The following is a 25197-nucleotide window of genomic DNA, read 5'->3' on the forward strand; positions in this document are numbered from 1 at the left end:
GGATGCGCGAACGACTGGCGCAAGCGGGCATCAACGATTCGCGCCGGGCGCCGCCGGCGTCCGCGCGCGCCGCTGTTTCGTCTTGTCGAGCGTGCCCGGGTCGACGAGCGTGGCCGCGACGCGGCGCGCATTCTCGGCCGCGATGTCCTGCGCGTCGCCCCACGACACGTGGCCACACGTCCCGCGTCGCTCGAAGACCGTGCCATGTCCGCCACCCCTCTCGGTCACGAGCACGATCCATTGGAAAGCACCTTCCGAATCTCTGATGACGGTCCAGCTTACGAGGAAGTCGGCCATCTCTATCGCCTGCACACGCATGTTCGGCTCCTTCGGTCCGTTGCATCGGACCGTTTTGAGCGGAGATGCGCATTGCGCGTGCCTGGCGCGGACCGCGCGCGCGTCGCGTTGCAATCCCCGCCTCACGGCCGCTGATCCGTGTCGGACCGATGCGGGTCGGGCTCGTCGCGACTTTGCGGCGAGCCTGTCAACACCGCGGGCAGCGAAGGATTCTCCGGTTGGGTGTAGCGCGCGTGGATCGCCGCGCGGATGCGCGCAAGGCTTTGCGCGGCATCGAGCGCGCTGTCCTGCTCGATGCCGCGTGCTTCGTCGGCCAGGTCCGCGTCGCCGATCTGCTGTTCGAACCAGCGCGAATAGTCGCCACGCTGGCGATGAAACTGCCATGTCGCCGCATCGACACCCTCGGCAATCTCGACGAACAGCACGAGGTTGTGCGCGCGCAGGTTCAGCGCGTTGTGCTCGCCGCGAAAGTAAAAGCTGCGCTCGGGAATCAGCAGCCCCTCAGCGTACTTGCGACGATGCCGGCGCTTTTCCTTGCGACCGGGCTCGAGCCGCACGAGCTGCGGCGGCGCGGCGGCGCTGACGCGCCATAACAGCGCGTCGCCTTTGGCGAGTTGCCCCCCGTCGCCGCTCGACGCTGGCGGCTCACGTCCACTTGCCGCAGCAAAGCGCTGCAAGGCCGCATGCGCGCCGTCGCCCATCGCGAGCACCGTGCCGACCTGCTGCAGCAACACCGGCGATAACTGCTCCGGCGACACGGTGACCGCGAGCGCCGTTTCCAGCGCATCCGGAATCGCCTGGTTCGCGCCGGCCCATTGCGCGGGAAACACGTGATGCGCCTCTTCGAACACGAGCCAGTGCGGCCGCCCGGTGCGCGTGCGCAGACGCTGCACCTGCAACAGCAGATTCGCGCAGAACAGCGGCCGATCCGACGGCGGCACCCGCAGCAGATTGAGCGCGATGGCGGGCCGCGCCGGACGGCGCAGCAACTGCATCGCCTCGTCGATCGACGGTGCATTGCCCGCATCGCCGAGCACGAAGGTCGCATCGTCATTGTCATAGTCGCCTTCAGGATCGACGATGCACATCTGGCAGCCCGCGCCCGCGAGCCGTTCGAGCAGGCCCGCCGTCGCGGTGGACTTGCCGCAGCCCGATTCACCGACGAGCAGCACGACGCTGCCGTACGCGGGCAACGACACCGGCTCGCTGTCCGGCGCATCACAACGAGGGCCGAGCACGATGCGATTGCGCGGCGACGCGTCGGCGATGCTGCGCAAATCGTCGGCAACGAGTGCGTCGATCAGTTCGGCGACGCCCGCGCCCGCGACGCCGCCCGTCACGATATCGGCGTGCTTCTTCAACTCCGGCAACGCGTTCGCGACAGCCGCCGCGAGGCCGCACGCGTCGAGCAGCGCATGGTCGTTTTCCGCGTCGCCGATACCGGCCACGTTCAGCGGCGACAATTCGAGATCGGCGAGCGCCGCGCTCAGACCGCTCGCCTTCGACACGCCCGGCGCCACGATCATCACCGCGTCGCCGTTGAAGATGATCCGCAATTCGAGCCCGAGGTCGCGAATTACATCGAGCGCGACATGCTCATGGGGCTTCATCGTCGCGACCAACGTCTGGCTGACGCTGAAAGCGTTGGGTGCGCGCCGCCGTAACTCCGCGACGAAATTCTCCGGCGGTGCGGGTGCGAGCAGACGGCGCGCGCCATCGGCCGGGCAATACAGCACGCCGCCGTTTTCCGCGACCACGCGCGAAAACAGCTCGATGCGCGGGCAGATCGCGAGCAGGTCGTCGAGCTCCCGTCCGCTGACGAGGATCGCGTGACGGCCCGACGCGCGCAGGCGTTCGAGTGCGGCCCACGTCGAATCGGCGACTCGGCCGTCGCTGGCGAGCGTGTTGTCGTAGTCGGTTGCGAGCGCAAAAAATCGCATGGTGCACGACTCCTTCGATCGATTCATGCGTGCGCTCAGCAAGCGCTGTACCCCGTGACCCGCGCCCAACGGTATGGTGCTTGCTGCGGGTCGTGTCGAAGCGGCGGAGCCGCCGCCAGCCTGCCCCGAGGAACCCTGATGTCCATGCCCATCGATGCCGTGACCCTCGCGCGAATGCAATTCGGCTTCACGATTGCTTTCCACATCATCTTTCCGGCGCTGTCGATCGGTCTCGCGAGCTACCTCGCCGTGCTCGAAGGCGCATGGCTCGTCACCCACAAGCCCGTATATCTCGCCGTCTACCGCTACTGGCTGACGATCTTCGCGGTCGTGTTCGGCATCGGCGTCGTGTCGGGGCTCGTGATGTCGTATCAGTTCGGCACCAACTGGGCGGGCTTTGCGTTTCGCGCGGGTCCGATCGTCGGGCCGCTGATGGGCTACGAAGTGTTGACCGCTTTCTTTCTCGAGTCGGGCTTTCTCGGCGTGATGCTGTTCGGCATGAAACGCGTCGGCCCGCGTCTGCACTTTCTCGCGACCGTGCTCGTCGCAATCGGCACGCTAATGAGCGCGTTCTGGATTCTCGCCGTGAATTCATGGATGCAGACGCCGCAGGGCTATGCGATCGTCGACGGACGCTTCTTTCCGGCCGACTGGTTGCGCATCATCTTCAATCCGTCATTTCCGTTCCGGCTCGTACACATGGTGCTGGCCGCGTATCTGAGCGTCGCGTTCCTCGTCGGTGCGGTCGGCGCCTGGCATCTGCTCGGCGATTCGCGCAATGTCTGCGCGCGCCTGATGGTGTCGATGGCGCTATGGATGGCCTGCATCGTCGCGCCGATCCAGATGGTGGTCGGCGACCAGCACGGTATCAACACGCTCAAGCACCAGCCGGCCAAAATCGCCGCGCTCGAAGGCGACTGGCTCGCGCGTCCCGGTCAGCCGTTGATTCTGTTCGGGTTCCCGAACATGCGCACGGAGACGACCGACTATGCGCTCGAAATACCGCATCTCGGCGCGCTGATTCTGACGCACACCTGGGACGGCTCGATCGCCGGCCTCAAATCGTTCCCGCCGTCCGAGCGCCCGTTCTCGCCGGTCGTGTTCTGGGCATTTCGCGTGATGGTCGGACTCGGCATCCTGATGGCGCTGCTCGGACTGGGCAGTCTCGCGTTGCGCTATCGAAGGACCCTGTACGAAGCGCGCTGGATGCAGCGGATCATGGTCGCGATGGGGCCGGCTGGTCTGATCGCGTTGCTGTGCGGCTGGACCGTCACCGAAGTCGGCCGGCAGCCGTACACGGTGTACGGTCTGCTGCGGACGGCCGACAGTGTGTCACCGATCGCCGCGCCCGGCGTCGCGGTATCGCTCGCGAGCTTCGGCGTGGTGTACGCGATCGTGTTCGGCGCGGCCGTGGTCTTTCTGTTCCGGCTGATGGCGGCGACGCCCACGCTCGACACGCCCGGCCCCGCGAAGGACAAGCCGCATCGCAGCGCCGGCATCACACCGGGCCCAGCACAGGCACCGTCCGTCCCATCAACTCCGAGGAGTCACGCCGATGACGACAGGAACGTTTGATCTCGCTTTGGTATGGGCCGCGATCCTCGCGTTCGCGGTGCTCGCATACGTGCTGCTCGACGGCTTCGATCTCGGCGTCGGCATCCTGTTCGCGGTCGAGCACCACCGCGACGACCGCGACGTGATGGTGAATTCGATCGCACCGGTATGGGACGGCAACGAGACGTGGCTCGTGCTCGGCGGCGGCGGCTTGTTCGCGGTGTTTCCGCTTGCCTACGGGGTGATTCTGCCGGCGTTCTATCCGCCGATCATCGCGATGCTGCTCGCGCTGGTATTCCGCGGCGTCGCTTTCGAATTCCGCTTTCGCGCGATAGGTCGCGGCCGCGCATGGTGGGACGCCGCGTTCTTCGGCGGCTCGGCGCTCGCGGCGCTGTGCCAGGGGCTCGTGCTCGGCGGCCTGCTGCAAGGTATCGAGGTCTCGGGGTTCTCCTATGTGGGCGGCTGGTGGGACTGGCTGACCGGCTTCACGATCCTGTGCGGTCTCGCGGTGATGGCCGGTTACACGCTGCTCGGCTCGTGCTGGCTGATCTGGCGCACCGAAGGTCCGTTGCACGAGCGTTGCCGGCGACACGCGCGCACGATGGCCGTCGCGGTGCTCGCGCTGATCGTGGTGGTCACGCTATGGACGCCGATGCTGCCCAACTCGCTGACGGCGCGCTGGTTCCGCTGGCCGGACCTGCTGTTCACCGCCTGGGTACCGGTGCTGGTCGTGCTGCTTGCCTTCGGATTTTTCCGCAGCCTGTCTGCGCGCCGCCATCTGTTGCCGCTGCTGTTTGCGTACGGCATCTTCGTGCTGTGCTACGCGGGGCTCCTGATCAGTCTTTATCCGAACCTCGTGCCACCGTCGATTTCGTTCCGCGCGGCGGCAGCGCCGCGTGCGAGCCTGCTGTTTCTGCTGGTCGGCGCCGCGATCACGGTGCCGATGATTCTCGGCTATACCGTGTATGCGTACTCGGTGTTCAAGGGAAAGATGCGCGCGGGCGAGGGGTACCACTGACATGTGGCGCCGCCTTGCGCGGTTCGCCGGCCTGTGGCTCGCCGGCGTCGTCGCGGTCGCGACGGTGGCGGGTGTGTTGAAGCTTCTGCTGCGCGCGGCCACGCATTGAGCGTGGCGCGCGCTTGCAGTGTGATTACCGCGGCGCGACTACGGCAACGTATAGGCTACCACGGAGTCGCCCTGCTTCGTGCCGAGCGAGCCATGTCCGCCCGCTACCACCAGCACGTACTGCTTGCCGTTGCTGTCGGCATAGGTCATCGGCGTGGCCTGGCCGCCGGCCGGCAGACGCGCTTGCCACAGTCGCGCGCCGGTGCGCACGTCATAGGCGCGCAGGTAGTAGTCGAGCGTGCCGGACAGGAACGCGACGCCGCCGCCGGTGGTGATCATGCCGCCGAGGCTCGGCACGCCGAGCGGCATCGGAATCGGCAGCGGCGCGCTATCGCGGATCGTGCCATTCTTGTGCTCCCAGACGATATGCCCCTGGCGCAGATCCACGGCGGCCACGTAGCCCCAGGGCGGCGATTGACACGGAATGCCGAGCGGCGAAAGGAACGCGTTCAGTTCGAAGCCGAATGGCGTGCCGAGCGCGAGCTTGATGCCGCTCGTTTCGCTGCCCTTCTGTTCGCCGCTGTTCGAACCGATCTGTGCGCGCGGAACCAGTTTCGACGTGAACGCCATATAGCTCGGATTCAGGATCAGCACCTGCCGCACCGGATCGACCGCCACGCCGCCCCAGTCGAATACGCCGAAGTTGCCTGGGAACACGAGCGAGCCCTGCTCCGATGGCGGCGTGAACATGCCGTCGTAGCGCAACGACTTGAACTTGATGCGGCACCACAGCTGATCGAACGGATTGGTGCCCCACATGTCGTGCTCGTGCAGCCTTGGCGGCGCGAAGTTCAGCGCCGAGTACGGCTGCGTCGGCGACGTGTGGTCACCCGGCGCCGCGCCGTCCGGCACCGGACGTTCGGTGATCGGGATGATCGGCTTGCCGGTCTGGCGGTTCAGCAGGTAGATGCTGCCCTGCTTGGTCGATGCGACGATCGCCGGTTGCACGCCGCTCGCGGTTTGCAGATCGACGAGCGACGGCTGGCCGCCGACGTCCATGTCCCACAGGTCGTGGTGCGTGAACTGGTAGTTCCACACCATCCGGCCGGTCGCGAGATCGAGCGCGACGATGCCGGCTGCGACCTTCTCGGAAGCCGGTGTGCGCAGGCCGCCCCACTGGTCCGGCGTCTGATTGCCGAGAGGCAGGTAGACCATGCCGAGCTTCTCATCGACCGAGAACACCGACCACATGTTCGGCGAGTTGCGCACGTAGATCTGGCCCGATGCAATCGGCTGCGTCTTGTCCGGATTGCCAGCGTCCCAGTTCCATACGAGATGACCATCGTGCACGTCGAACGCGCGCGTGACGCCGGACGGCTCGTTGGTCGATTCGTTGTCGGTCACGTGGCCACTGATGATCACGAGGTCGCGCGTGACGGCGGGCGGCGACGTCGAGTAGTAGCCACCAGGCGTGAACGGCCCGATGTGCGTGCGCAGGTCGACTACGCCGTTGTTGCCGAAGTGCGGGCACAGCGCGCCCGTGTCGGCGTTCAGCGCGATCAGGCGCGCATCGGCGGTCGGCACGAAGATGCGGCGCGGGCACTCGCTTGCAGTTGCGGCCCGATCTTGCGGCGTGTTCGGCACCGGCGCCGGCACCGTGCCCTGGCCCGCCGCCGCCGCGCTCGCCGGGCTCTCGGTGGCTACCGCCGCGCTGGTGCGCGCGGCGTCGGCGGCGGCCGGCAGCGGCGGATAGAGCGCGTCGTCGTGATAGGACACGCCACGACAGGTCATATGCTCCCAGTGCTTGAAGCTGCCGATTGGACTCTGGATGTGCGGGTCGTAACGCCACAGTTCGTGGCCGGTCGCGGGGTCGAGCGCGATCACGATGCTATGCGGCGTGCATACGTACACCTTGTTGTCGACCTTGATCGGCGTGTCTTCGTAGGTGGTTTCGGTCGGGTCGCCTCGACCGGCTTTGTCGCCGGTCTCGATGCGCCATGCCTCCTTCAGCTTGCCCGCGTTCTCCGGTGTGATCTGCGCGAGCGGCGAGTAGCGCTGGCCGAGCGGCGAGCCGCCGTAGTCGCTCCAGTCCGCCGGCTTGCGATTCGAGTCGCCGGCAAGCGGCGCGTCGGCAGGCGCTGCCGACGTTACTTCGAGCTGGCCGGGGTGATCGTACGGGTGGTTGAACGCGGTGACGATGCCGAGCAGCACCGCGAGCACGACCGCCCCCGCGAGCGGCAGCACGCCTTCGCGCGGCGCGGCGGGCGGCCCGAGCGCGAGCCGCTTGCTCACCGGTGGCAGCAGCAGCCAGATCGCGAGCACAACCCACACCCAAAGACGTGGCAACAATTGCCAGAAATCGAAGCGCGCCTCGACCACCGCCCAGATCGTCGATGCGAACAGCACGATCGCGAACACGAACAGCGCAGCGCGCCGGCGCAGCCACAGCAGCACGCCGGTCGCCGCGATCGCGATGCCGGCGACCAGGTAATACCACGAGCCGCCGAGCATCGCGAGCCGGATACCGCCGATCGCGAGCAGCACGCCAATCACGACGAAGACGACGCCCGGCACCGCGAGCGCGACCGGGAGCCGCGCTCCACGTGGGGACCGGGTCGCCGGCGAGCCCTGAGCTGGCGGGGGCGGCGATGGAGTTTGCGGGCTACTCATTGCCCACGCCCTTCGAGACGTCGGCGGGGCTCTGATACTGCTGGTCGGGCAGATCCTGGAGCCGTTGCAGCACGTCGTCATCGGCGCCATTGGCTTTCGCGGTTTCGATGAGGCTGTCCTTGTCGGCGGGATAGGAAGCGCCCTTCAGCGCTTTCTGCACGTCGATGAACGGGTTCAGCGGGCGCTCGCCCGTGGTCGAACGGGAGTTGGTCATTTCGTTCCCCTGATGGGTTGCGTGGAAGGAAGATCAAGTGCTGGCCGGGGGGGGGCGCGTCACGGCGGCGCCGAGCCCGGTGCTTGCACGTCCGGCGTGTCGCGTACCGGCTGCTGCTCCGGCTGTACATCCGTGCCGGGCATCGCTTCGGGTACGCGCGGATGCTCGTGCCTTCGCATCCGGCGTGCCTGTAGGACGCCGGGCTGCGCGCTGCGATGCGCGCTAACGGTCTGCCCGACTCGTGCTCGCCGATCGCGATCCGCTCGGGCCGCTGCGCGCGTGCACCCAGCGGCCGCGTGACCCGTGGATCTGTCCCATGCTCAGCAGCCGTCAGAGCCGATGGCGTTGGTCAAGAATGGCGTGCCGCGTTAGAAAAAATCCACGCTCGCGCAGGCGTCGTTGCGCTTCAACGCTTCGACGCCAACAGCTTCCGGTACACCTCGATGTACTCGTCGGCCATGCGTGCCGCGGTGAAGCGCCGCTCGAAGGCTTCGCGACAGCGCGCGCGGTCCAGCTCGCCGATCCGGTTCACCGCATCGACGGCCTCGTCGACACTATCGACGATGAAGCCGGTCACGCCGTCGTCGATGATCTCGCGGACCGAGCCGCGGTCGAATGCGATCACCGGTGTGCCCGCCGCCAGCGCCTCGACCAGCACGAGCCCGAACGGCTCGGGCCAGTCGATCGGAAACAGCAGCGCCCGCGCGGCGCCGATGAAGCGATCCTTGTCACCGCCACCCAGCTCGCCGCGATAGCACACATGCGGTTGCCGCATCAGCGACGCGACCTCGTGCTCGTAGTAGACACGATCGCCGTCGTCGATCTTGGCCGCGATTTCGAGCCGCGCGTTCGCCCGGCGCGCGATCTCGATCGCGAGATCGGGTCGCTTGGTCCGCGCGATGCGGCCGACGAATGCCAGGTAGTCGGACGGCGTGCGGCTGAAGGTGTGAAGCTCGCGCGGCAGGCCGTGATGGACCGTGCGCTGCCACGCGAGTTGCGGCAGCGGCGCGCGCTGCGCGTCGGAGATCGATACCAGCGGTACGTCGCAAAACTCGCGGTACAGCGCCTCCAGACCGGGGATGTCGAGCCGCCAATGCAGCGTCGTCACGTGCGCGCAGCCGAGCCGCCTGCCGAACGGGAAGCTCGTGTAGTCGGTATAGAAGTGCACGATGTCGAAGTCGGCCGAACGTTGCACGACCCGTTCGAGCATCGCGACATGAAACGCCTGCGGGTCGGCAGTGTTCTCGAGCTCGCGCAGCGGCCGCGGATAGACGGACACGAGATGCGCGCGCGTCAGCGAGTCGCCGCTCGCGAACAGCGTGACCTCATGGCCGAGTTCGACCAGCGCCTCGGTCAGCCACGACACGACGCGCTCGGTGCCGCCATAGGCGACGGGGGGCACGCGCTCGTAGAGCGTCGACACTTGCGCGATGCGCATGCGAGCCTCCGTCGTTGTTCCGCCGTGCAGACCACGGTCGTCGAGCATCGATCATTCCTGACGCGCGGTGAACGATGGTATGGCGCTTGCGGGGTGTCGACCGAAGCGTGTCATCCGTCCCGCTTCGTTTCATCCCGTTCCACTTCGTAGAGGAGAAAAACATGAAGCGCGTTACCGCCATTGCCGCACTGTGCTGTGGGCTTGCCGCTATCCCTCATATCGCCGGCGCACAAACCGAGGCCGCCTCGACCACGAGCGCCAATCCGCTGCCTCAGGCCGACAAGGACTTCGTGCAGGCGGCGAGCATGTCGTCGTCGACCGAAATCGACGCGGCCAAGCTCGCGACGAAGAACTCCAGCGACAAGGATGTGAAATCGTTCGCGCATCACATGATGCTCGATCACACGAAGCTCACGGCGCAACTGAAGATGGCTGCGCCACACGGCGTCGCGGTGCCGAAGGACAATTCCGACACCACGGTGCTGGACTCGCTGAAGGGCCTGCATGGCAAGGAATTCGATCAGGCGTATATCCAGAAGGTCGGCTTGCAGGGACACGAGGACGCGCTCGGCGCATTCAAGAAAGAAATCTCGGATGGCCAGAACGCTGATCTGAAGAAGGCCGCGCAAAAAGCGCTGCCGACCATCGAGGAACACTACAAGATGGCGCAGGATCTCGCGACGAAGAAGGGGGTGACGAAGTAACGCCGAAGCCAGGTACCCGCGCCATTCGTGTAGTCCGGTAAAGCAGGCCGCGCTAGAAACTCATCGCGAATCCGAACGACACGCCGTGCACGTTGCGACCGAACACGTAGCGCACCATCGCTCGCGTGCGGGTGACGATGACGGGATATCTGCTGCTATCGAGTTCGAGGCCGACTCCCAGCGACGTGAGGTCGTTGAAACCCAGCACCCCGGCACTGTCGCCGAAATAGTGCGAGTAAGCGGCTTCGAGTACATAGCGGACTGGCCGGTCCAACGCGTGCCAGCCGGTGGGCGCGCGCCAGCGTGTCCATAGGCTCACTTGCTGTGCGGTGGCCGAGCCCTGAACGGCTTGCGATGAACCGCCGAAACTGCGCAGGTAAATATCGGTCGCCCGCAATTCGGCGTCGATTTCGTAGTTTTCGCGGTAGTGCTCGTAGTCGAGCATCAGGGAGCCGCCATAGCCGTAGGCATCTAGCGAGCCGCTCTCGAGGAACTGCAGGTTGCTGTCGGTGACGTGATTGAACAGCGTCTGCCCCACCTTCAGGTCACTCGACACGCGCCCGATCGTACCGTTCAGGATCGGACGGAATGCCAATTCGTCGGTGATGCGGAAATCCCAGCCTAGGCCGACCGTGCCGCTGAAAGTGTTCCACCTGGTGGGCACCGCGCGCTGCTGGGCGCCATCCGTGGCGATGAAAACCGGATCGTAGCGGCTGTAGGCGAGCGTGCCCTCCATGTACAACGGAAACGACCTGCTGAGCGTGAAGCCGCCGCCGAATTGGGTCTGCCCGAAGCCGGGATTACCGGTCAGGCCGTTATTGACCGACAGGTTGCTGGTCGTGACGTCCGGAACCGTCGTGTAGCTCATGATCGCGAGCACAGCGTCCGCGTGCTGCTTTACATTGCCGCCAATCACGGTATTGCTCGACAATTGCCCCGGCACGACCTGCGCGTGCGAGGCGCAGGACAGCAGGCTCAAAGGCACAGCGGCACCGGCGCCCAATGCGCGAAGCGACCAACGCTTCCGAAGTGCCGGCATAGTCAAACAACCTCGCCATGTGTCGACGACGAGATTGCAGACTGACTTGCAGGCTCACTTGCACGCTCACCCACGGCGTATCCAACCAGCATCATGCACTCCTGTCAGTCGGCCAATTGTGTTCGTCTTCCGCGAAGTCGCGATTCCGCTGCACTGAAACTGGTGCACGCAGTCGATGCGACTCCGGCGGGCGTTGCGCCGCTCACAGCACCTGGAAGGTCTGCGCTAGTATGTATAGAAATACCCGAAGTGAAGTTGTACGGCAATACGGGCATATCTTCAGTCGCTTGCCTTGGCGCTCGGGCAAGGGACACCACCCACTTCCCCACGGAGCATCGTTATGTCCACCCATTCGGTCCCGAACGACAAACCCGTCAAGATCCCCGGCCCGGACCATCCAATCACGATCGAGCAGCACCGCGCACGCGTGATCGTGATGGCTGGCGGCCAGGTGATCGCCGATACACACGACGCGTTGACGCTGCGCGAGGCCCGCTATCCGGCCGTGCTGTACATCCCCCGAAAGGACGTGGACATGAGCCGGCTCGAACGCACGGCGCACGCGACTTATTGTCCATACAAAGGCGATTGTGCCTACTTCTCGATTCCATCGGCCGGCGAGCGCGGCACCAACGCGGTGTGGACCTACGAGCACCCTTACGACGCTGTCGCGTCGATCCGCGAACATCTCGCGTTCTACCCTGACCGCGTGGATTCCATCACGCAGGAGCCGGCCGCTCATTAGGCGGACTCGCGCGGGTTATTTGCCCGGCAATCCGGCGCGGCGTGGCGGTCCCTGTTCCGCCACGCCCTCGCGGCATTTGACCACCGACCGACGAAACGGCACGGACTGCGATAACCCGTGCCGTTTTTTATGCTTGACGACTCGCGCGGATCACGCGCGGAATCGAAGCCGATTCACAGTGCCCGCGCGTCGAACGGATCACACCGAGCTTAACAAGACCTTAAGACTTAAGTATCGCCAAATAAAAAAACCAAGGTCACGTAAATGACTTTTTTACGGTTCAAATTCGTCCCGCTTTACCCAAATTCGTTGTCAAGCAAAGGACGAGACATGAAACCGATTACGAAATGGAAGCGTAAGCAAAGCGCAATGTGCGCCGCCGTCGCACTGCTCGCCGGGCTGTACTCGGCAGTCGCGACCGCCGGCGACGATCACGATCACGGCCGCGATCACGAGCGCGATCGCGCGTCGGTCAAGCATGTGCTGCTGATCAGCTTCGACGGTCTGCATGAGCAGGACGTCGCGCGTTGCATCGGCGCGAACACCTGCCCCAACCTGGCGCTGCTCGCGAAGTCAGGCACCACGTACACGAACGCGCATACACCGGGACTGTCGGATTCGTTTCCGGGCCTCGCCGCACTCGTGACCGGCGGCTCGCCGAAGTCCGCGGGCCTGTTCTACGACGTCTCCTACGACCGCACGCTCTATGCGCCGTCCGATACCGGTTGCACGGGCCCGACCGGCTGGAATGTCGTGTTCGATGAAACCACCGGCATCGACGGCGAGAACGGCGGCGCGCTGATCCATCTCGACGGCGGCGGCGCGTTCAATCCGCAGGCGATTCCGCATGCGCTCGTCAATGGCGTCTGCACGCCCGTCTATCCGCACAACTATCTGAAGACCAACACGGTCTTCGAAGTGATCAAGGGCAACGTGAACGGCGCGCGCACCGCGTGGGCCGATAAACACGCGTGGGGCTACGACTGGCTCAACGGACCGTCCGGCACGGGTGTCGACGATCTTGCGCGCACCGAAATAAATTCGATCGATCCGGATACCAATACCAACTATCTCGACACGTACACGCACACGGAGAAGTTCGACAACTACCATGTGCAATCGCTGATCCATGAAATCGATGGCAAGGATTCGACTGGTCAAAAGAACGTCGCGGTGCCGACCGTGTTCGGCGCCAACTTCCAGACGCTGAGCGTCGCGCAGAAGGCCACGGTCGTGTCGGGCGGCGGCTATCTGGATGCGAGTTTCACGCCGGGTCCGCAGGTGGCCGGTGCGATTGCGTATATCGACGACGCGTTGGGACGCATCGTGTCCGAACTGAAGCAACGCAATCTCTATTCGTCGACGGCGATCATCGTGACCGCGAAGCATGGCCAGTCGCCGACCGATCATTCGAAGCTGGTGAAGAACGGCGATACGCTGACCAAGCTGCTAGAAGCCAACAACTATCTGGATTCGGGCGGCGCTTTTGGGCAGAACGCTACGACGAGCGGCAACCTGAACGATGGCACCGGGCTCGTCGGCACCGGCATGGTGCAGACCGACGACGTCGGTCTGATCTGGCTGCGCGATCAAAGCCAGACGGCCGCGGTCGTGAAGACGCTGAAAGACAATCTGAGCTGCAACGCGCCGGGGATTTGCGCGGACGGTCCGCAGGCGTACATCCTGTCCGGCCCGCAACTGGCGAGCCGGTTCGGCGATCCGTCGCGCGGCCGCACGCCCGACATCATCGTTCAGCCGAACCCAGGCGTCATCTATACGTCGAGCAAGTCGAAGGACGAGGAGCATGGCGGCAACGCGCCCGACGACAGCCATCTCGGTCTCGTGATGTACGTGCCTCATGCGCATCATGCCGGGAAGGTCAACGACGAGCGAGTGCTGACCACGCAGGTCGCGCCGACGATCTTGCGTCTGCTCGATCTGAAGCCTGAGCTGCTGCATTCGGTCGCGATTGAAGGAACGCGTCCGCTGCCGGAGTTCGATCGCGAAGACTGAGTGCTTACTGTAGTCGACGTATTCGAGTAGCGAGCTGCGCCGCGATCGGTGTTGGAACGATCGCGGCGCGGTCGTTTTTTGCCGGGGTCCAGCCGCGCGGACCTCGCGTGCCGGCGCGTGCGAGAATGGGAGCCGCCTGATTTTCGCCAAACAGGCGCGCGTCGATCGCCTGACAAGGAGCCGCGCTGCCATGAACAACATTGCTCTCGGATGCGTAGCGGTGCTGGGGCTGCTGTTATTTGGCCTCGGCTTGTCGGTATCGATGATGCGTTTTCGCGAACGCACCACTGCGGGCTGTGCCGACGATCCGGCCGACCTGTTGCACAAGCTGGTTCGGGCGCATGGCAACACAGCGGAATACGCGCCGTTTCTGGCGGTGCTATTTCTCTTTCTGGGCGCGAGATCGCCGTCCACGGTGACGGTGTCGCTGATGGTCATCGCGACCTTGTGCCGTTGCTTGCTCGTCGTAGGGCTTGTCGCATTTTCGACGATGGCGAAGCCCAACCCTTTGCGCTTCGTCGGTGCGATTGGGACTTATGGCGCAGGGATTGCATTGTGTTTGGCGTTGATGAGCTGAGGCACGGTCCGGACCGACGCCCGCAATCAAAGGCCCGCAGCCAGCTCGTCGCGCCAACTCGTAATCGGGCGCCGGCTCGCGCTTTTGCTAGTCCCTTTCAACACTTCGCATTCTGTGCTTCCGTCGGTTCGCGTGAACCGGATATCGAATATCTGCGCGCCTACCTTGAGGTTTCGCAAGGTCAGCGTGTCGATCCAGGGGGGCAGCACCGGGTCGACGTACAGTTGCCTGCGCGGCGCGTCGGGCTGAAGACCCAGGATCGCATACACGAGCGAAAAAATCGATCCCGCGGCCCATGCCTGCGGCACATTTGCGCCCATGTACTGCACCGGAAAGCTCGCCTCCGTGCGCTGGAGGCCTGCAAATAGCTCGGGTAACTGGTTCAGCGCGAAATAGCCGCCTGCATCGCAGATGTCTTTCGCGATCCGTCCTGCCTCGCCGGCAAAACCATAACGCTTGAACCCTTCGGCGATGAGTCCGTTGTCATGCGGCCACACGGCGCCCTTCTGATAAGAATGCGGATTGAAGGCCGGATGTTTCGACGACAGTGTGCGCACGCCCCATCCGCTATACATGTCCGGCTTCATGAGTCTTTGCACTACTCGGCTCGCGCGCTCGGGCGGAACGATTCCCGACCACAGACAGTGGCCCGGATTGGAGGCGATGCTCATCACCCGTTGCTTGTCGCCATCGAGGCATAGTGCGTAGAAACCGGCGCGTTCGTCTCAGAACGCGTCATTGGATCGCTCGTACTAGTAGGCGGCTTTCGCGCGCAGCGTGGATGCACGGCGCTTGTCATAGAGCAGGTCGTAGATCGCGGCCATACGAAGCCATGCGTCATACACGTAGCCTTGCAGCTCGCAGAGCGCCTTCGGTCCTTTGACGAGCATGCCGTCGGGGTACACCACGGCATCACCGGCATCTTTCCAGCTCTGGTTTTTCAGGCCGTTCGTCGAACGCGTCTCGTACTCCTGGAACCCGTCGCCGTCACGATCGCCATAGTTGTCGATCCGCTGTCACGAAAGTCGTCACGCTTCGTGGCTTGTCGTGCGCCGAGCGCTGTAAGCGTGCCGCGCGCGAACCGCGAGTAAATCAGCGCCGTCTTCCCATTCCACCGCCGCACGACGCGCTACCAACTATCACAAAGTCTGATGCAACCTGTAGAACGGCGCAAGGTGACGGCGCAGGTCATCAGCGTCGAACCGATGATCGATCCCACGCAGAAGGTGGTTATGCGGGACATGACTGTCCAGGGTTAAATGAATAGAAGAGCCTATCCTGACCGCTTGCCTGTTGACCCATCATGACGATGCACTCCCGTCGATCGATGTCTTCCAGGATAGCCAAAATCTCGCTTCTTGGGCGGGTTTTTCAACAGAATCAACCCGAATGCGACGTTCGCTGTTGCGTTTCAACTGCCACTTACACTACTTACATATGGAAAGTGGCGCTTCACTCGGCTTCTGCGTTAAATTGGCTTCGACCTGTTTTGCATATGTTCAGGCCGCGCCAGGACGGTCAGATTTCATCTGGCCTTCGTGTAAAACCGCCGTGGTGTTGGCAGGATCTCACAGGATTCCTCGGCCTGTTCATTGCCATCCGCAGTGCTGACACACCTATCCAGGACAAACCCGCACCATTCGATCGTTATATGTGGGGGCGCGCACCGAGACCACCAAATATCTGTCGACTCAGCGGGGCTTTGCCTCTATTACTTGGGTTGTCCGACTGCGAGGGCATCGTCGCAGGCAACCCGTCGATCTGGAAAACCTCCACCCCCGCTTTGGGGTGCGATACGGCATCGCCCGCGCTATTTCCGCCTATCCCGACTTCAGCAAAACGCTGTCCGACAATCTTTGCAAACTTGCGTCAGAACCATGACTATGAGCTTAAAGGGCAAAAATCTCGCATCGGCGGCACTTCAAAGCGGTTTCGACGACAATGAGCCAGCCACCGCGAATCGTACGAGCATTTCCGCGTTGGCACCTTCTGTCACTGTCGTGATGGCCAACTTCAATGGCGAGAACTGGATCGGAGAGGCGATCAGGTCGGTCCAGAGACAGAGCCTCGCGGATTGGGAACTGATCGTTGTTGATGATGCGTCAACCGACGCCAGCACTGAGATTGTCCGCGCCGCTGCTGCTAACGACCCACGTATCGTTCTCCTCACATCTTCTTCCAACGCGGGGCCCTCGGTCGCGCGCAACCGTGCGCTGGCATGTGCGCGAGGACGCTGGATCACGATCCTCGACAGTGATGATGTGTTTGCGGACGGACGCCTTCAGTCGATGCTCGCAAGGGCCGAATCGGACGGCGCGGGCATTGTAGCGGACGACTTGCTCATCATGAGCGAAAGCGGCTCGCTGACCGGGTATTCGCTGCTTGGCCTGCGGACCGCGAGGACCGTCGATGCCGTTGCGCTTGTCAAAGCGCCGCAACTCGGCTATCTGCAGCCCATGATCAGAACCGAACTGCTGTCCGAGCTTCGGTATGACGAGCGGGTTCGCTCCGCCGAAGACTTCGATCTTTTGTTGCGCATGTTGGTCAGGCACGACGCGGAAATGGTCGTCTATCCGGCTATGGGTTACCACTATCGCAGACGTGATGATTCGCTTTCCACAGACAAGTCAGCGGATCGACGGGCGCTTCGAGGCATGCTCGAAGCAAACGCGCGTTTCCGCGCATCGCACGCGCTGTCAGGAAGGTTGGCCCACGCGTGTGCGCATCGGCAGCGAACCCTCGAAACCCAGCTTCGCTGGGTCGATGTCACCGAGGCAGTTCGTGAAAGGCGTTTCGCACAAGCCTTTCGGCACACAATGCATCACCCTTGGGTCCTCAGTTGCGCCGCGCGATTCCTTGCGAAGCATTTTCACTTTCTCGTACTCAGAAACAAACGCCGCGCCGTGACTTTGGGACTTTGAGCTGAGACGCGACGGATGCCGGCACGCCCCCAACGGAGGGTGCGGGCGCCCTTTGGGGCGCGGGCGATGCCTGCGATTTTCCAGAACAGCGTGGCTCGAGGCGGCCGCTCAGGGCGGCATTTGATCAGATACATGCGTGCAAAATTTACCGCAACTTCAGCACGGCCACGTCCCATTTGAACCGCGTCGACGCGTGTGTGATACGGACACGATCGAGTTCGTCGAAGGCCGCCTTCAACCTGTTCCACGTCCGTATTCCGTCGTCGTGATACCAGATACTGACGATCAATAGCCCACCGGGCGCGAGATAGCGCGCGAGTCGACGAATCTGTTCCTCCGGTTCTTCCAGGTAATAAAGCATCTCGTTGAAGACGATGACGTCGAATACCTGCGAAGGCTCGAAGGTAGCGGCATCGGCGACGGCGAACTCCGCTCCATCGATATTCGCCTGGCGGGCCTGCTCAATGGCGACTTCGGAAAGATCGACGCCGAAATAGCTAGAAATCGAGGCGCCCGAAAGCCAACTTGCAAGAACGCCAGCGCCGCATCCAACGTCGAGCACTCGCGCGGCGGGTTTCAGGTGCTTGCAATACCCGGCGATCACGCTATAGCGGGCAATCTCCTGCGTCGTCCCCAGATAATCCCAGGTGCCCGAGCCGTACGCCTGATTCCACGTCGCATCCGAGATTGAGACGCTGTGAGCCGGCAGTATCCTGGCCTTGATCGCTGGGGGAACAAACCTTTTAACAGGCCACTTGATGGCTTTACCGAGGAATCCGTACACTCCTCTTCTATCTGTCGGATCAAGCATGGTCGGCTCTCATGTCAAAACAACTGACGCTACGCGGCTTCTTCAGGCCAGCACCCGATATCCCCGCGCGACTTCAGGTGCGCGGCAGAATCGTCATTAAGCCTGTGCTGTAACGGACTGTCTGTCGCGATTGCTCGGATTGGCCAGCAAGCGTTCGAAGACGTTGCTGGTGATACGGTCGACGACAGCATGACTTTCGGCGTGCGGATCCATGAGGACGCGAGCCCAATCTGTCGTGCCTGCGTTGAAGACGATGCCCGGCTGAACTCCTCTTCCACCCGCCCGCTGCAGCACGCCAAATACGCCGCGTCCGCCGACGTCCCATCCGTTCAGCGCGCTTGTCATGCCAAGCACGTGGAAACCATTGGGGTTCGGCGGCAAGCCGTCTACTTCGTAGCCCACCAGACGATCTTCGGCACCAAAAATGTCTCCGTTGTTCAACTCCGTACCGGCGAGCGCCCAGTGACTCGCGTCCTCGACCCGGAATCCGGTTGCTGGGCGCTCGCGCCGGATCCAGCCACCACGCAGTAGACGCCATTCTCCCCACCAGCCGCCGCCATAACCATAACTGAGCCCGATCAGGTCGCTTTCGTCGTGACCGGGCCAATTTTCCGCGAGGCGAGTCACGCGCAGTTCGGGAGCATGAGGGCTGCCGCGCGAAAATTCGATTGGCCGATAGCAGGTGTTTCCACTAAAGATCGCGTAGTGTCCGCCGTTTGCAATGAAGCCGGCCATCCTGTCACGCATGCGCCTGCTCCAGTATTCATGATGACCCACGCTAAGCACGCAGCGATACTGGGTTAGATCAAGCCGGTCACCATCATCGAGATCCAGGTCGGAGTAGAAGTCGCAAGCAATGTTCTTCGCCTGCAGCCAGCGCACGAACTTCGCGTCCCAGTGTGGGAACTGTTGGCGCGGGGACCGAGGTTCATAGGGGTCGGCAGGCTCGCCGAACTGCGCCCCGAAGCCGCCACCTGGTCTTAGCAGGGTCACGGTCGTGACAGGTTTCTTACGTCTAACGGGATCGTGATAAAAACCGCCGCCGCCGATCGAGTTGTACGCTTGATACGTCGCGACAGGCACGATGTAAGCGACCGACGCCGATGGTCGCGGAGGGCGCGCGACCAACAATGCCATACTTCTGCTGTCCGGCGGCAGCCCGTATAGAGGCTCATGCGCGGCGCAGTTGCGCCCCAGCGGGCGCACGGGCTCGCCGTTGGCGCGCACCTCGTGAGCCACCGCGACATAGACCCCCGACGTCGCATCGGCTCGATCGAAGCGAAACCGGAAGCTCGGCCACCGCCATGCAGCGTCGCAACGCGTTGCGGTTCGTCCGCGCGGCGAAGTCAGCACCCATTGGCCACTCACGCTGTCGCAATCCATCGCGCCGCGGTCCTCTACAAGGATGCCGCAGTGGAACTCGAGCGCTTCTCCGATGCCTTGCCGGTAGATTGCAACAGAAAAGCGGCGCCCTGGCTCGACGGCGAGTTCGAAAATGCCGCCGGCATCGTAGGCGGGCGCGAGCGGATATAACCTCATCGATCACTTTCTCCGATCTTTGACGAAGCTGCACGTGGACGAGATGGCGGGTCATAGTGGCAACCATGTCCCGCACCGGGCCAATTTGACGCGGGGTTACTCACTGCGACGTGAATGCTTTGGGCGCCCTTTGGGTCTGTTCGGAATTGGCAAAATGATACCGCCCGCGCTCCGCTTTCAATTACACGGTATGCGACATAAGATACGCGGTATGCGCCGAGTGACATCGAAATGCTTGATCACCGGGCTGTTCAACGCCATCAAGCGACATTCGCCCCTCCCGTTAGACGGACGTTCAGACGTCGGCACCGCATTGCAAATGGTCCTTGGCCTTTGGGACACGAATGCCGGTATCGTCCGTCGCCATAGACTGTCCACAGCACGTATCACAGTCGACTGCAGTTTCGCGTTGATTTCGTAAAAGCATCCGGAGATGCCGCTACGCGCCAAGCGCCCACGAGCGCACAGAATAAAAGCCGAAGAAGGCACAAAACGCAGAGATATCGGCATACATTTGCGACGCCAGCGGCTATTCTTCAGACGCTGCGACTAATGCGTTTCCGGTCGGCTCTGCTGGTCGTCGGCAGCCATTCCGCGTCCCACGCGGAAAGGGGGGGCTATGTCACGTCCAAAACGGCCCGCGCGACGCGCACTGCATCGTCGGCAGTCAATCGCACGCATCGGGCTCGTCATCGGTATTTCAATTACCGGGCTGTCCTTTGCACATGCGACGCTCGCGGCGGGCGCCCTTCCACAAGGCGGCGCTTACGTGGCCGGCACCGGCACGATAGCAAGCCAGGGGAACGGCCTCGTGGTTACCCAACCGGGTTCGACGCGTGGCGTGATCGAATGGAACAGTTTTTCCATCGGCAGGAACAACAGCGTGGCGTTCGACAACGGCTCGGGCGCGACGCTGAACCGCGTGAAGGGCGGCTCGCCCTCAGCCATCTTCGGCAGGCTCAGTGCAACGGGCAGCCTGTATGTGATCAATCCGCAGGGCATCGTCGTGGGGCCCTCGGGCGTGATCAGCACCGGTGGCCGTTTCGTCGCGTCAACCCTTGATGTCTGCGACGACGCGTTCATGCAGGGCGGTGGCTCCATTACGCTGTCGGGCGACGCGGACGCAAGCGTGATCAACCTCGGCAAGATCAGTTCGAGCGGCGGCGATGTGTTCCTGATCGCGCGGGGCGCCGTCATCAACGCCGGCAATATCTCAGCACCCAACGGGACGGCCGAACTGGCTGCAGGCGAACAGGTGCTATTACAGGACTCGGGCAGCAGCAAACAGGTGTTCGTGCAGACGGGCAGTCAGGGCACCGTGATCAACAGAGGGCACATAAACGCCGCGCAGGTCAGCCTGCAGGCAGCCGACGGCAACGTCTACGCGCTCGCGGGCGGCGGCACGCGTATCCGTGCGACGGGCACGGCGAATCGTCACGGCCACGTGTGGCTCGTCGCCGATGGCGGCCGTGTCGAGCAGTACGGCAAGATCGCCGCGAGCAACGCGGATGGCAGCGGCGGAACGGTCGACACGCAAGCGGCACAACTGGCCTTCGGCAAGCACGCAGCCGTTCACGCGGGCCAATGGAACCTGCTGACGCCTACTTTCACGATCGATGACGCCGCCGCGCGCACCTTGCAGCGCAGCCTGAACGCGGGCACGTCGATCGATGTCACGACGACAGGCGCGAACGGCGCAACGGGCGATCTGGGCGTCGCTTCGAGCCTGGGCTGGAGCGGTCCGGCTTCGCTCACGCTCGCCGCGTATCACGACGTGTCGGTGGCGACGGCCACGACCATCGCGAACTCCGGTGCGGGCAACCTGACGTTGCGCGGCGACGCAGCCGGCATCGACAACGGTGGCAGCGTTAACAACAACGGGACGATCGACTGGTCGCGCAGCACGGGCATCGTGAGTGCATTGCATGACATAGCTGGTGGATACTTACCGGGAAACATTCTCTCAAACAGCACATGGTCTGCCGCTCCAGACAGTGGTCTGGTGACGCAAGTTACCGCCTATGCGCTGGTGAATACCGTCTCCGATCTGGGGGCAGTTAACTTCAACCCTTCAGGCAACTACACGCTCGGCAGGGACATCGACGCCACGCCCCCGCCCGGTGAATTGAGTCCGACCGTGGCTTCGTTCTCGGGCCAGTTTGATGGCATGGGACACACGATTTCGAATCTTTGGTTATCTGAATCGCTTTTCGGGGACATCGGGTCTTCGGGCGTCGTTCGGAACCTCAACATTCAGGGCACTGCCAACTTGCCCAAGTCTGACGCCTGGGCGGGCTTTCTCGCAGACAGGAACGACGGCACGATCGCATCCGTGCATTCAAGCGGCAGTGTTACTTCAATCGGCCGTCTTTCAACTGGAGGACTTGTGGGCTTGAACTTCGACGGCACGATCACGCGTTCGTCAAGCACCGCCGACGTTTCGTCTGATTCAGCGACGGGAGGCCTGGTCGGAACAAACAGCTTCGGCGTAATCCGGCAATCGTTCGCATCGGGCGATGTCACCTCGACCCATCTTCAAGGAGCGGGCGGTCTGGTCGGCTACAATTTTGGCGTTATCACAGAGTCTTATGCGACTGGAACAGTTCATGTGCAGCCGCAATGTGACACCGTCAATGCGTGCGGGGGTGGGTTAGTTGGCGGGACTTCAGGCACGATCAGTCAGTCGTTCGCAACCGGCAAGATTGACCAGCCATCCGGACCTGCGGGCGGGCCGGGCGGCATCGCGGATTACAACGCAAATTACATCGCGTCTTCCCCGGGGACCATCACAAACGATGTCTACTGGGATACGCAAACGACAGGCGCGCCAGTCGGCGTCCGCACCACGATCCTGGGCGCGAACCTGGGTAACGCTCAAGGCTTGACTACTATGCAGATGAGCACGCCGTCCAGCTTCGGTTCGACATACAACTTTGGCCCAGGCGGTGTTTGGGCGATGCCCGTTGGAGCGACGCATCCGATATTGCAGTGGCAACTGGCGCAATGAGACCGGCTGCTATCCACAACCATCAGCGAACAGTCATCCTGTTGCATTGTGGCGGTAGTGGGTCAACCAGCAGCCGCGCCACGACTGCCTATCGGGTCAGTCAAGGTCGAAGACGAGTTCAACCGGGCAGAGAACGGCCATCAACCCACGCGGGAGCGCGAGCGGCGCATGCGAGGCTTTCGCGACCCGAAGCGTACGCAGGCCTTCCTGTCGAGCTTTGGTCCGATCCGGCAGCACTTCGCACTGGAACCACATGGGCTGCGCGTTTTTCTCTATCGTAAACACCTCGCGGCCCGGTTCGTCGCGTGGCGCGAATTTACCAATGTCACCCAGACTCCGTCGAATGTCTTCTGAGCCGCAGTGCGTTATGGATCACCATCGACGACGTCGATCAAGTTGACAGTGCCGATCGAACCAGTCGAGCGTCTGGGGAAAATACGACTTGAGCGCGCTGCGCAAGCGACTAGTGAAGCGGACATTGAAGTCCAGCGGCGCTCATCCAGCACGCTGCTGGTGGCCACCGCGGCGCTGCGCTTCCTGTACCACGTCACGCTCAAACGCGGGTGGTCGGTCGATGAACTCCCGATAGCGCGCGGACGCCACGAAGCCACCCGGCCGAAGTTCGGCGATATCGACAGCAGTACCAAATCCTCCCGACAAACTGTCGAGATGGACGACATCGAGCGCGTGGCCTCGATCCGAATCTGTGCAGCTATTCGGCAGCCGTTCGCGGGGTTAGCCTGCGCACCTCATTTGATGAAAAGCATAGTTTTCCTACGCAATCGCTGACGAGCGATGCAACGAGTGCGCGCCGGCCACGGTGCAGCCGCTTCACGAACGCCGGTAGAGATAGGTCATACCCGAAGCTCGGAACCGCAATGGTTAGACGAGGTTTGATCTGACGTTTGACTGCCACCGCGCCACGCTGTGAATACTGGGTACGCAAAAATGTTGAAGCAGCGTCACCAAAATGCCATTCCGCCTGATTACGCTGACTTGAGCCTCTCACGCTGGTTCCATCGCAGTTTCGCAAGCTGACTGCCGTGTCGTCCTCAACAAATCGCTTGATGGTCAATCCTGTCGAATGGCAATGAATCTGAAGGAGTCCCAAAATGGAAACGCCGAAACCAAATCGAATTGCCCTTGCCGCACTGTTGGTAACTGCGGTGAGCAGTGGACTGCTGCTCTCGACACCCGCCCGTTCCGATAGTGAATCCTCCACCAGAACGCCTATCAAGCACATCGTCGTGATCTTTCAGGAGAACGTCTCCTTCGATCACTACTTCGGCACCTATCCGCACGCGAAACCAAACACGGACGGCACGCGCTACTTTGGCAACCCGAAGGAAGATACGCCAAGGCCAAATACGCTATTGAGCGCGGGCTTGCTGACCAACAATCCCAACGGCCAGAATCCGTTCCGGATTGACCGCAGCGTACCCGTGACCTGCGATCAAGATCACGGCTACAGCGACGAACAGTTCGCGTTTCACGGTGGATTGATGGATCGCTTCCTCACGCACAGTTGCAACGATGCGATACTCGGTCCGAACAGCACACTGGGCTACTACGACGGCAACACTGTCACCGCGCTGTGGAACTATGCGCAGCATTACGCGATGAGTGATAACTCGTTCGGAACGAGTTTCGGTCCGTCAACGCCCGGTCTTCTCAACCTCGTGGCCGGCACGACTTACATGGGAACGATCACCAACAACATTCTGACGAGCGGCAACATTGCCAATGGCGGCACCAGCGGAGCGGTCATTGGCGATCCGGATCCGGCCGGTGACAAGTGCTCCGATCCCAAGCGCACTCAGATCACGATGTCAGGTGAGAATATTGGCGATCGGTTGAATTCCGCTGGTCTTACCTGGGGCGCGTTCATGGGAGGCTTCGACAACTGCGCGGCGACCCATAACAACGTCGCCGGCGCCAGTGTCGTCGACTATATCCCCCATCATGCGTTTTTCCAGTATTGGAAGAGCACGCAGAATCCGCAGCACCTGCCACCGAGTTCCGATGCCGCGATTGGCAAGTTGGATCAGGCCAATCATCAATACGATTTGCATCGGTTCTACACAGCGATCGCGCATCACAACCTGCCGGCGGTGAGCTTCCTCAAAGCACGAGCGTTCCAGGACGGCCACGCCGGATATTCGGATCCGCTGGACGAACAGATGTTTGTCGTCGATTTGATCAACGCCCTCATGCATTCACCGGAGTGGCGTGAGACCGCGGTCATCGTCGCCTACGACGACTCGGATGGATGGTATGACCATGTGATGGGCCCCATCGTTTTCCAGTCCAACGTGCTGGATGACCAGCTTCTCCCGCCCGGAAACTGCGGTCAGCCAAAGGCCAACGATCCTGCAAGCGGTACCCAGAACGGGCGCTGCGGCTACGGCCCCCGGCTGCCGCTGCTGGTGATATCGCCGTGGGCCAGGACCAACTACATCGACCATCAGGTGACCGACCAGTCGTCGATCATTCGTTTCGTCGAACACAACTGGAACCTGCAGCCTATCGGCGGCGGTTCCGCGGATGCGGTTGCGGGGTCGTTGAACGGGTTCTTCGATTTTGACCATGGTCCGCGTGCGGGACGTCTGATTCTCGACGACCGCACGGGCCAGATCGCTTCGTTCGATCAGTAACTGCGGCT

At 62.7% G+C, this 25197-nt stretch carries 21 protein-coding genes and 2 pseudogenes; 12 read left to right on the forward strand and 11 right to left on the reverse strand.

The features are described from left to right. Window positions 1-30: 30 nt before the first annotated feature. On the reverse strand, window positions 31-318 hold the full coding sequence (locus AB4Y34_RS20445; protein WP_176380489.1) for a hypothetical protein: 288 nt from the start codon (window positions 316-318) through the stop codon (window positions 31-33). Window positions 319-419: 101 nt separating this feature from the next. Further along, window positions 420-2237 (reverse strand): HAD hydrolase family protein, encoded by a 1818-nt coding sequence (locus AB4Y34_RS20450; protein WP_368717019.1) that lies wholly within the window; start codon window positions 2235-2237, stop codon window positions 420-422. Between the two features lie 138 nt (window positions 2238-2375). On the opposite strand from AB4Y34_RS20450, the gene AB4Y34_RS20455 reads away from it, so the two are divergent. From AB4Y34_RS20455 to AB4Y34_RS20465, 3 genes are read left to right on the forward strand one after another with little or no spacing between them, the layout of a single operon-like run. After that, window positions 2376-3812: a cytochrome ubiquinol oxidase subunit I gene (locus tag AB4Y34_RS20455; protein ID WP_176380487.1), complete on the forward strand. Its 1437-nt coding sequence runs from the start codon at window positions 2376-2378 to the stop codon at window positions 3810-3812. Next, complete coding sequence (cydB, locus tag AB4Y34_RS20460; protein WP_368717020.1) at window positions 3793-4809, forward strand: cytochrome d ubiquinol oxidase subunit II; 1017 nt, start codon at window positions 3793-3795, stop codon at window positions 4807-4809. The genes AB4Y34_RS20455 and cydB overlap by 20 nt, the downstream gene beginning before the upstream one ends. Before the next feature lies 1 nt (window position 4810). Further along, window positions 4811-4918 (forward strand): DUF2474 domain-containing protein, encoded by a 108-nt coding sequence (locus AB4Y34_RS20465; protein ID WP_368717021.1) that lies wholly within the window; start codon window positions 4811-4813, stop codon window positions 4916-4918. Between the two features lie 38 nt (window positions 4919-4956). On the opposite strand, the gene AB4Y34_RS20470 is transcribed toward AB4Y34_RS20465, so the two are convergent. The 3 genes from AB4Y34_RS20470 to AB4Y34_RS20480 form a co-directional block, all read right to left on the reverse strand. Continuing rightward, complete coding sequence (locus AB4Y34_RS20470) at window positions 4957-7527, reverse strand: glucose/quinate/shikimate family membrane-bound PQQ-dependent dehydrogenase (protein ID WP_368717022.1); 2571 nt, start codon at window positions 7525-7527, stop codon at window positions 4957-4959. After that, window positions 7520-7741, reverse strand: coding sequence for a DUF2795 domain-containing protein (locus tag AB4Y34_RS20475; RefSeq protein ID WP_176380485.1), 222 nt, complete (start codon window positions 7739-7741; stop codon window positions 7520-7522). The genes AB4Y34_RS20470 and AB4Y34_RS20475 overlap by 8 nt, the downstream gene beginning before the upstream one ends. Before the next feature lie 406 nt (window positions 7742-8147). Continuing rightward, on the reverse strand, window positions 8148-9179 hold the full coding sequence (locus AB4Y34_RS20480; RefSeq protein WP_368717023.1) for a glycosyltransferase family 4 protein: 1032 nt from the start codon (window positions 9177-9179) through the stop codon (window positions 8148-8150). Window positions 9180-9340: 161 nt separating this feature from the next. Here AB4Y34_RS20480 and AB4Y34_RS20485 point away from each other — a divergent pair, with 161 nt between their 5' ends. Then, complete coding sequence (locus tag AB4Y34_RS20485; protein ID WP_368717024.1) at window positions 9341-9883, forward strand: DUF4142 domain-containing protein; 543 nt, start codon at window positions 9341-9343, stop codon at window positions 9881-9883. A gap of 52 nt (window positions 9884-9935) precedes the next feature. Here the strand turns inward: AB4Y34_RS20485 and AB4Y34_RS20490 are convergent, their stop codons facing one another. Continuing rightward, the gene (locus tag AB4Y34_RS20490; RefSeq protein ID WP_368717025.1) at window positions 9936-10922 is read right to left on the reverse strand and encodes a hypothetical protein; all 987 of its coding nucleotides are present in this window, start codon (window positions 10920-10922) and stop codon (window positions 9936-9938) included. 340 nt (window positions 10923-11262) lie between these two features. Here AB4Y34_RS20490 and AB4Y34_RS20495 point away from each other — a divergent pair, with 340 nt between their 5' ends. The 3 genes from AB4Y34_RS20495 to AB4Y34_RS20505 all read left to right on the forward strand — a co-directional run bounded on the left by AB4Y34_RS20495 (window position 11263) and on the right by AB4Y34_RS20505 (window position 14257). Next, a complete protein-coding gene (locus AB4Y34_RS20495; RefSeq protein ID WP_368717026.1) occupies window positions 11263-11667 on the forward strand; it encodes a DUF427 domain-containing protein in 405 nt (134 codons plus the stop codon). 330 nt (window positions 11668-11997) lie between these two features. After that, a complete protein-coding gene (locus AB4Y34_RS20500) occupies window positions 11998-13680 on the forward strand; it encodes an alkaline phosphatase family protein (protein WP_368717027.1) in 1683 nt (560 codons plus the stop codon). A gap of 190 nt (window positions 13681-13870) precedes the next feature. After that, a complete protein-coding gene (locus AB4Y34_RS20505; protein ID WP_368717028.1) occupies window positions 13871-14257 on the forward strand; it encodes an MAPEG family protein in 387 nt (128 codons plus the stop codon). A gap of 26 nt (window positions 14258-14283) precedes the next feature. Here the strand turns inward: AB4Y34_RS20505 and AB4Y34_RS20510 are convergent, their stop codons facing one another. The 3 genes and pseudogenes from AB4Y34_RS20510 to AB4Y34_RS20520 form a co-directional block, all read right to left on the reverse strand. Continuing rightward, window positions 14284-14928, reverse strand: a complete 645-nt coding sequence (locus AB4Y34_RS20510; protein WP_368717029.1) for an amylo-alpha-1,6-glucosidase — start codon at window positions 14926-14928, stop codon at window positions 14284-14286. An 81-nt stretch (window positions 14929-15009) separates the two neighbouring features. Beyond that, window positions 15010-15165, reverse strand: coding sequence for a hypothetical protein (locus tag AB4Y34_RS20515; protein WP_255208864.1), 156 nt, complete (start codon window positions 15163-15165; stop codon window positions 15010-15012). Between the two features lie 252 nt (window positions 15166-15417). Further along, window positions 15418-15562, reverse strand: a pseudogene (locus AB4Y34_RS20520) (IS5/IS1182 family transposase); the annotation flags it as partial. Window positions 15563-16140: 578 nt separating this feature from the next. Between AB4Y34_RS20520 and AB4Y34_RS20525 the strand changes: the two are divergent. Beyond that, window positions 16141-17178 carry a glycosyltransferase gene (locus AB4Y34_RS20525; RefSeq protein ID WP_255208863.1) on the forward strand — a complete coding sequence of 346 codons (1038 nt, stop codon included), beginning with the start codon at window positions 16141-16143 and terminating at the stop codon, window positions 17176-17178. A 145-nt stretch (window positions 17179-17323) separates the two neighbouring features. Here AB4Y34_RS20525 and AB4Y34_RS20530 read toward each other — a convergent pair whose 3' ends face one another. Next, window positions 17324-17989, reverse strand: a complete 666-nt coding sequence (locus AB4Y34_RS20530; RefSeq protein WP_176380479.1) for a trans-aconitate 2-methyltransferase — start codon at window positions 17987-17989, stop codon at window positions 17324-17326. A gap of 96 nt (window positions 17990-18085) precedes the next feature. Beyond that, entirely contained in the window at window positions 18086-19372 is a 1287-nt protein-coding gene (locus AB4Y34_RS20535) for a N,N-dimethylformamidase beta subunit family domain-containing protein (RefSeq protein WP_368717030.1), read from the reverse strand. A 775-nt stretch (window positions 19373-20147) separates the two neighbouring features. Here AB4Y34_RS20535 and AB4Y34_RS20540 point away from each other — a divergent pair. From AB4Y34_RS20540 to AB4Y34_RS20555, 4 genes and pseudogenes are all read left to right on the forward strand, one after another. After that, entirely contained in the window at window positions 20148-22535 is a 2388-nt protein-coding gene (locus AB4Y34_RS20540; RefSeq protein ID WP_368717031.1) for a filamentous hemagglutinin N-terminal domain-containing protein, read from the forward strand. Between the two features lie 120 nt (window positions 22536-22655). After that, window positions 22656-22889, forward strand: a pseudogene (locus AB4Y34_RS20545) (IS6 family transposase); the annotation flags it as partial. A 48-nt stretch (window positions 22890-22937) separates the two neighbouring features. Then, on the forward strand, window positions 22938-23324 hold the full coding sequence (locus AB4Y34_RS20550; RefSeq protein ID WP_368717032.1) for a hypothetical protein: 387 nt from the start codon (window positions 22938-22940) through the stop codon (window positions 23322-23324). Window positions 23325-23647: 323 nt separating this feature from the next. After that, window positions 23648-25189 (forward strand): phospholipase C, encoded by a 1542-nt coding sequence (locus AB4Y34_RS20555; protein ID WP_368717033.1) that lies wholly within the window; start codon window positions 23648-23650, stop codon window positions 25187-25189. Window positions 25190-25197: the final 8 nt, after the last annotated feature.

Origin of the sequence: Paraburkholderia sp. BR10954, from assembly GCF_040965775.1 — a bacterium.
Taxonomy (GTDB): domain Bacteria; phylum Pseudomonadota; class Gammaproteobacteria; order Burkholderiales; family Burkholderiaceae; genus Paraburkholderia; species Paraburkholderia youngii.

What these genes read in the sequence shown, in the direction of transcription:
- AB4Y34_RS20465 (WP_368717021.1), top strand. Translation starts at nt 4,811, where the DNA reads ATGTGGCGCCGCCTTGCGCGGTTCGCCGGCCTGTGGCTCGCCGGCGTC.
- AB4Y34_RS20555 (WP_368717033.1), top strand. Translation starts at nt 23,648, where the DNA reads ATGGAAACGCCGAAACCAAATCGAATTGCCCTTGCCGCACTGTTGGTA.
- AB4Y34_RS20445 (WP_176380489.1), bottom strand. Translation starts at nt 318, where the DNA reads ATGCGTGTGCAGGCGATAGAGATGGCCGACTTCCTCGTAAGCTGGACC.
- AB4Y34_RS20525 (WP_255208863.1), top strand. Translation starts at nt 16,141, where the DNA reads ATGAGCTTAAAGGGCAAAAATCTCGCATCGGCGGCACTTCAAAGCGGT.
- AB4Y34_RS20540 (WP_368717031.1), top strand. Translation starts at nt 20,148, where the DNA reads ATGTCACGTCCAAAACGGCCCGCGCGACGCGCACTGCATCGTCGGCAG.
- AB4Y34_RS20535 (WP_368717030.1), bottom strand. Translation starts at nt 19,372, where the DNA reads ATGGATTGCGACAGCGTGAGTGGCCAATGGGTGCTGACTTCGCCGCGC.
- AB4Y34_RS20470 (WP_368717022.1), bottom strand. Translation starts at nt 7,527, where the DNA reads ATGAGTAGCCCGCAAACTCCATCGCCGCCCCCGCCAGCTCAGGGCTCG.
- AB4Y34_RS20450 (WP_368717019.1), bottom strand. Translation starts at nt 2,237, where the DNA reads ATGCGATTTTTTGCGCTCGCAACCGACTACGACAACACGCTCGCCAGC.
- AB4Y34_RS20455 (WP_176380487.1), top strand. Translation starts at nt 2,376, where the DNA reads ATGTCCATGCCCATCGATGCCGTGACCCTCGCGCGAATGCAATTCGGC.
- cydB (WP_368717020.1), top strand. Translation starts at nt 3,793, where the DNA reads ATGACGACAGGAACGTTTGATCTCGCTTTGGTATGGGCCGCGATCCTC.
- AB4Y34_RS20495 (WP_368717026.1), top strand. Translation starts at nt 11,263, where the DNA reads ATGTCCACCCATTCGGTCCCGAACGACAAACCCGTCAAGATCCCCGGC.
- AB4Y34_RS20485 (WP_368717024.1), top strand. Translation starts at nt 9,341, where the DNA reads ATGAAGCGCGTTACCGCCATTGCCGCACTGTGCTGTGGGCTTGCCGCT.
- AB4Y34_RS20480 (WP_368717023.1), bottom strand. Translation starts at nt 9,179, where the DNA reads ATGCGCATCGCGCAAGTGTCGACGCTCTACGAGCGCGTGCCCCCCGTC.
- AB4Y34_RS20475 (WP_176380485.1), bottom strand. Translation starts at nt 7,741, where the DNA reads ATGACCAACTCCCGTTCGACCACGGGCGAGCGCCCGCTGAACCCGTTC.
- AB4Y34_RS20530 (WP_176380479.1), bottom strand. Translation starts at nt 17,989, where the DNA reads ATGCTTGATCCGACAGATAGAAGAGGAGTGTACGGATTCCTCGGTAAA.
- AB4Y34_RS20505 (WP_368717028.1), top strand. Translation starts at nt 13,871, where the DNA reads ATGAACAACATTGCTCTCGGATGCGTAGCGGTGCTGGGGCTGCTGTTA.
- AB4Y34_RS20490 (WP_368717025.1), bottom strand. Translation starts at nt 10,922, where the DNA reads ATGCCGGCACTTCGGAAGCGTTGGTCGCTTCGCGCATTGGGCGCCGGT.
- AB4Y34_RS20510 (WP_368717029.1), bottom strand. Translation starts at nt 14,928, where the DNA reads ATGAGCATCGCCTCCAATCCGGGCCACTGTCTGTGGTCGGGAATCGTT.
- AB4Y34_RS20500 (WP_368717027.1), top strand. Translation starts at nt 11,998, where the DNA reads ATGAAACCGATTACGAAATGGAAGCGTAAGCAAAGCGCAATGTGCGCC.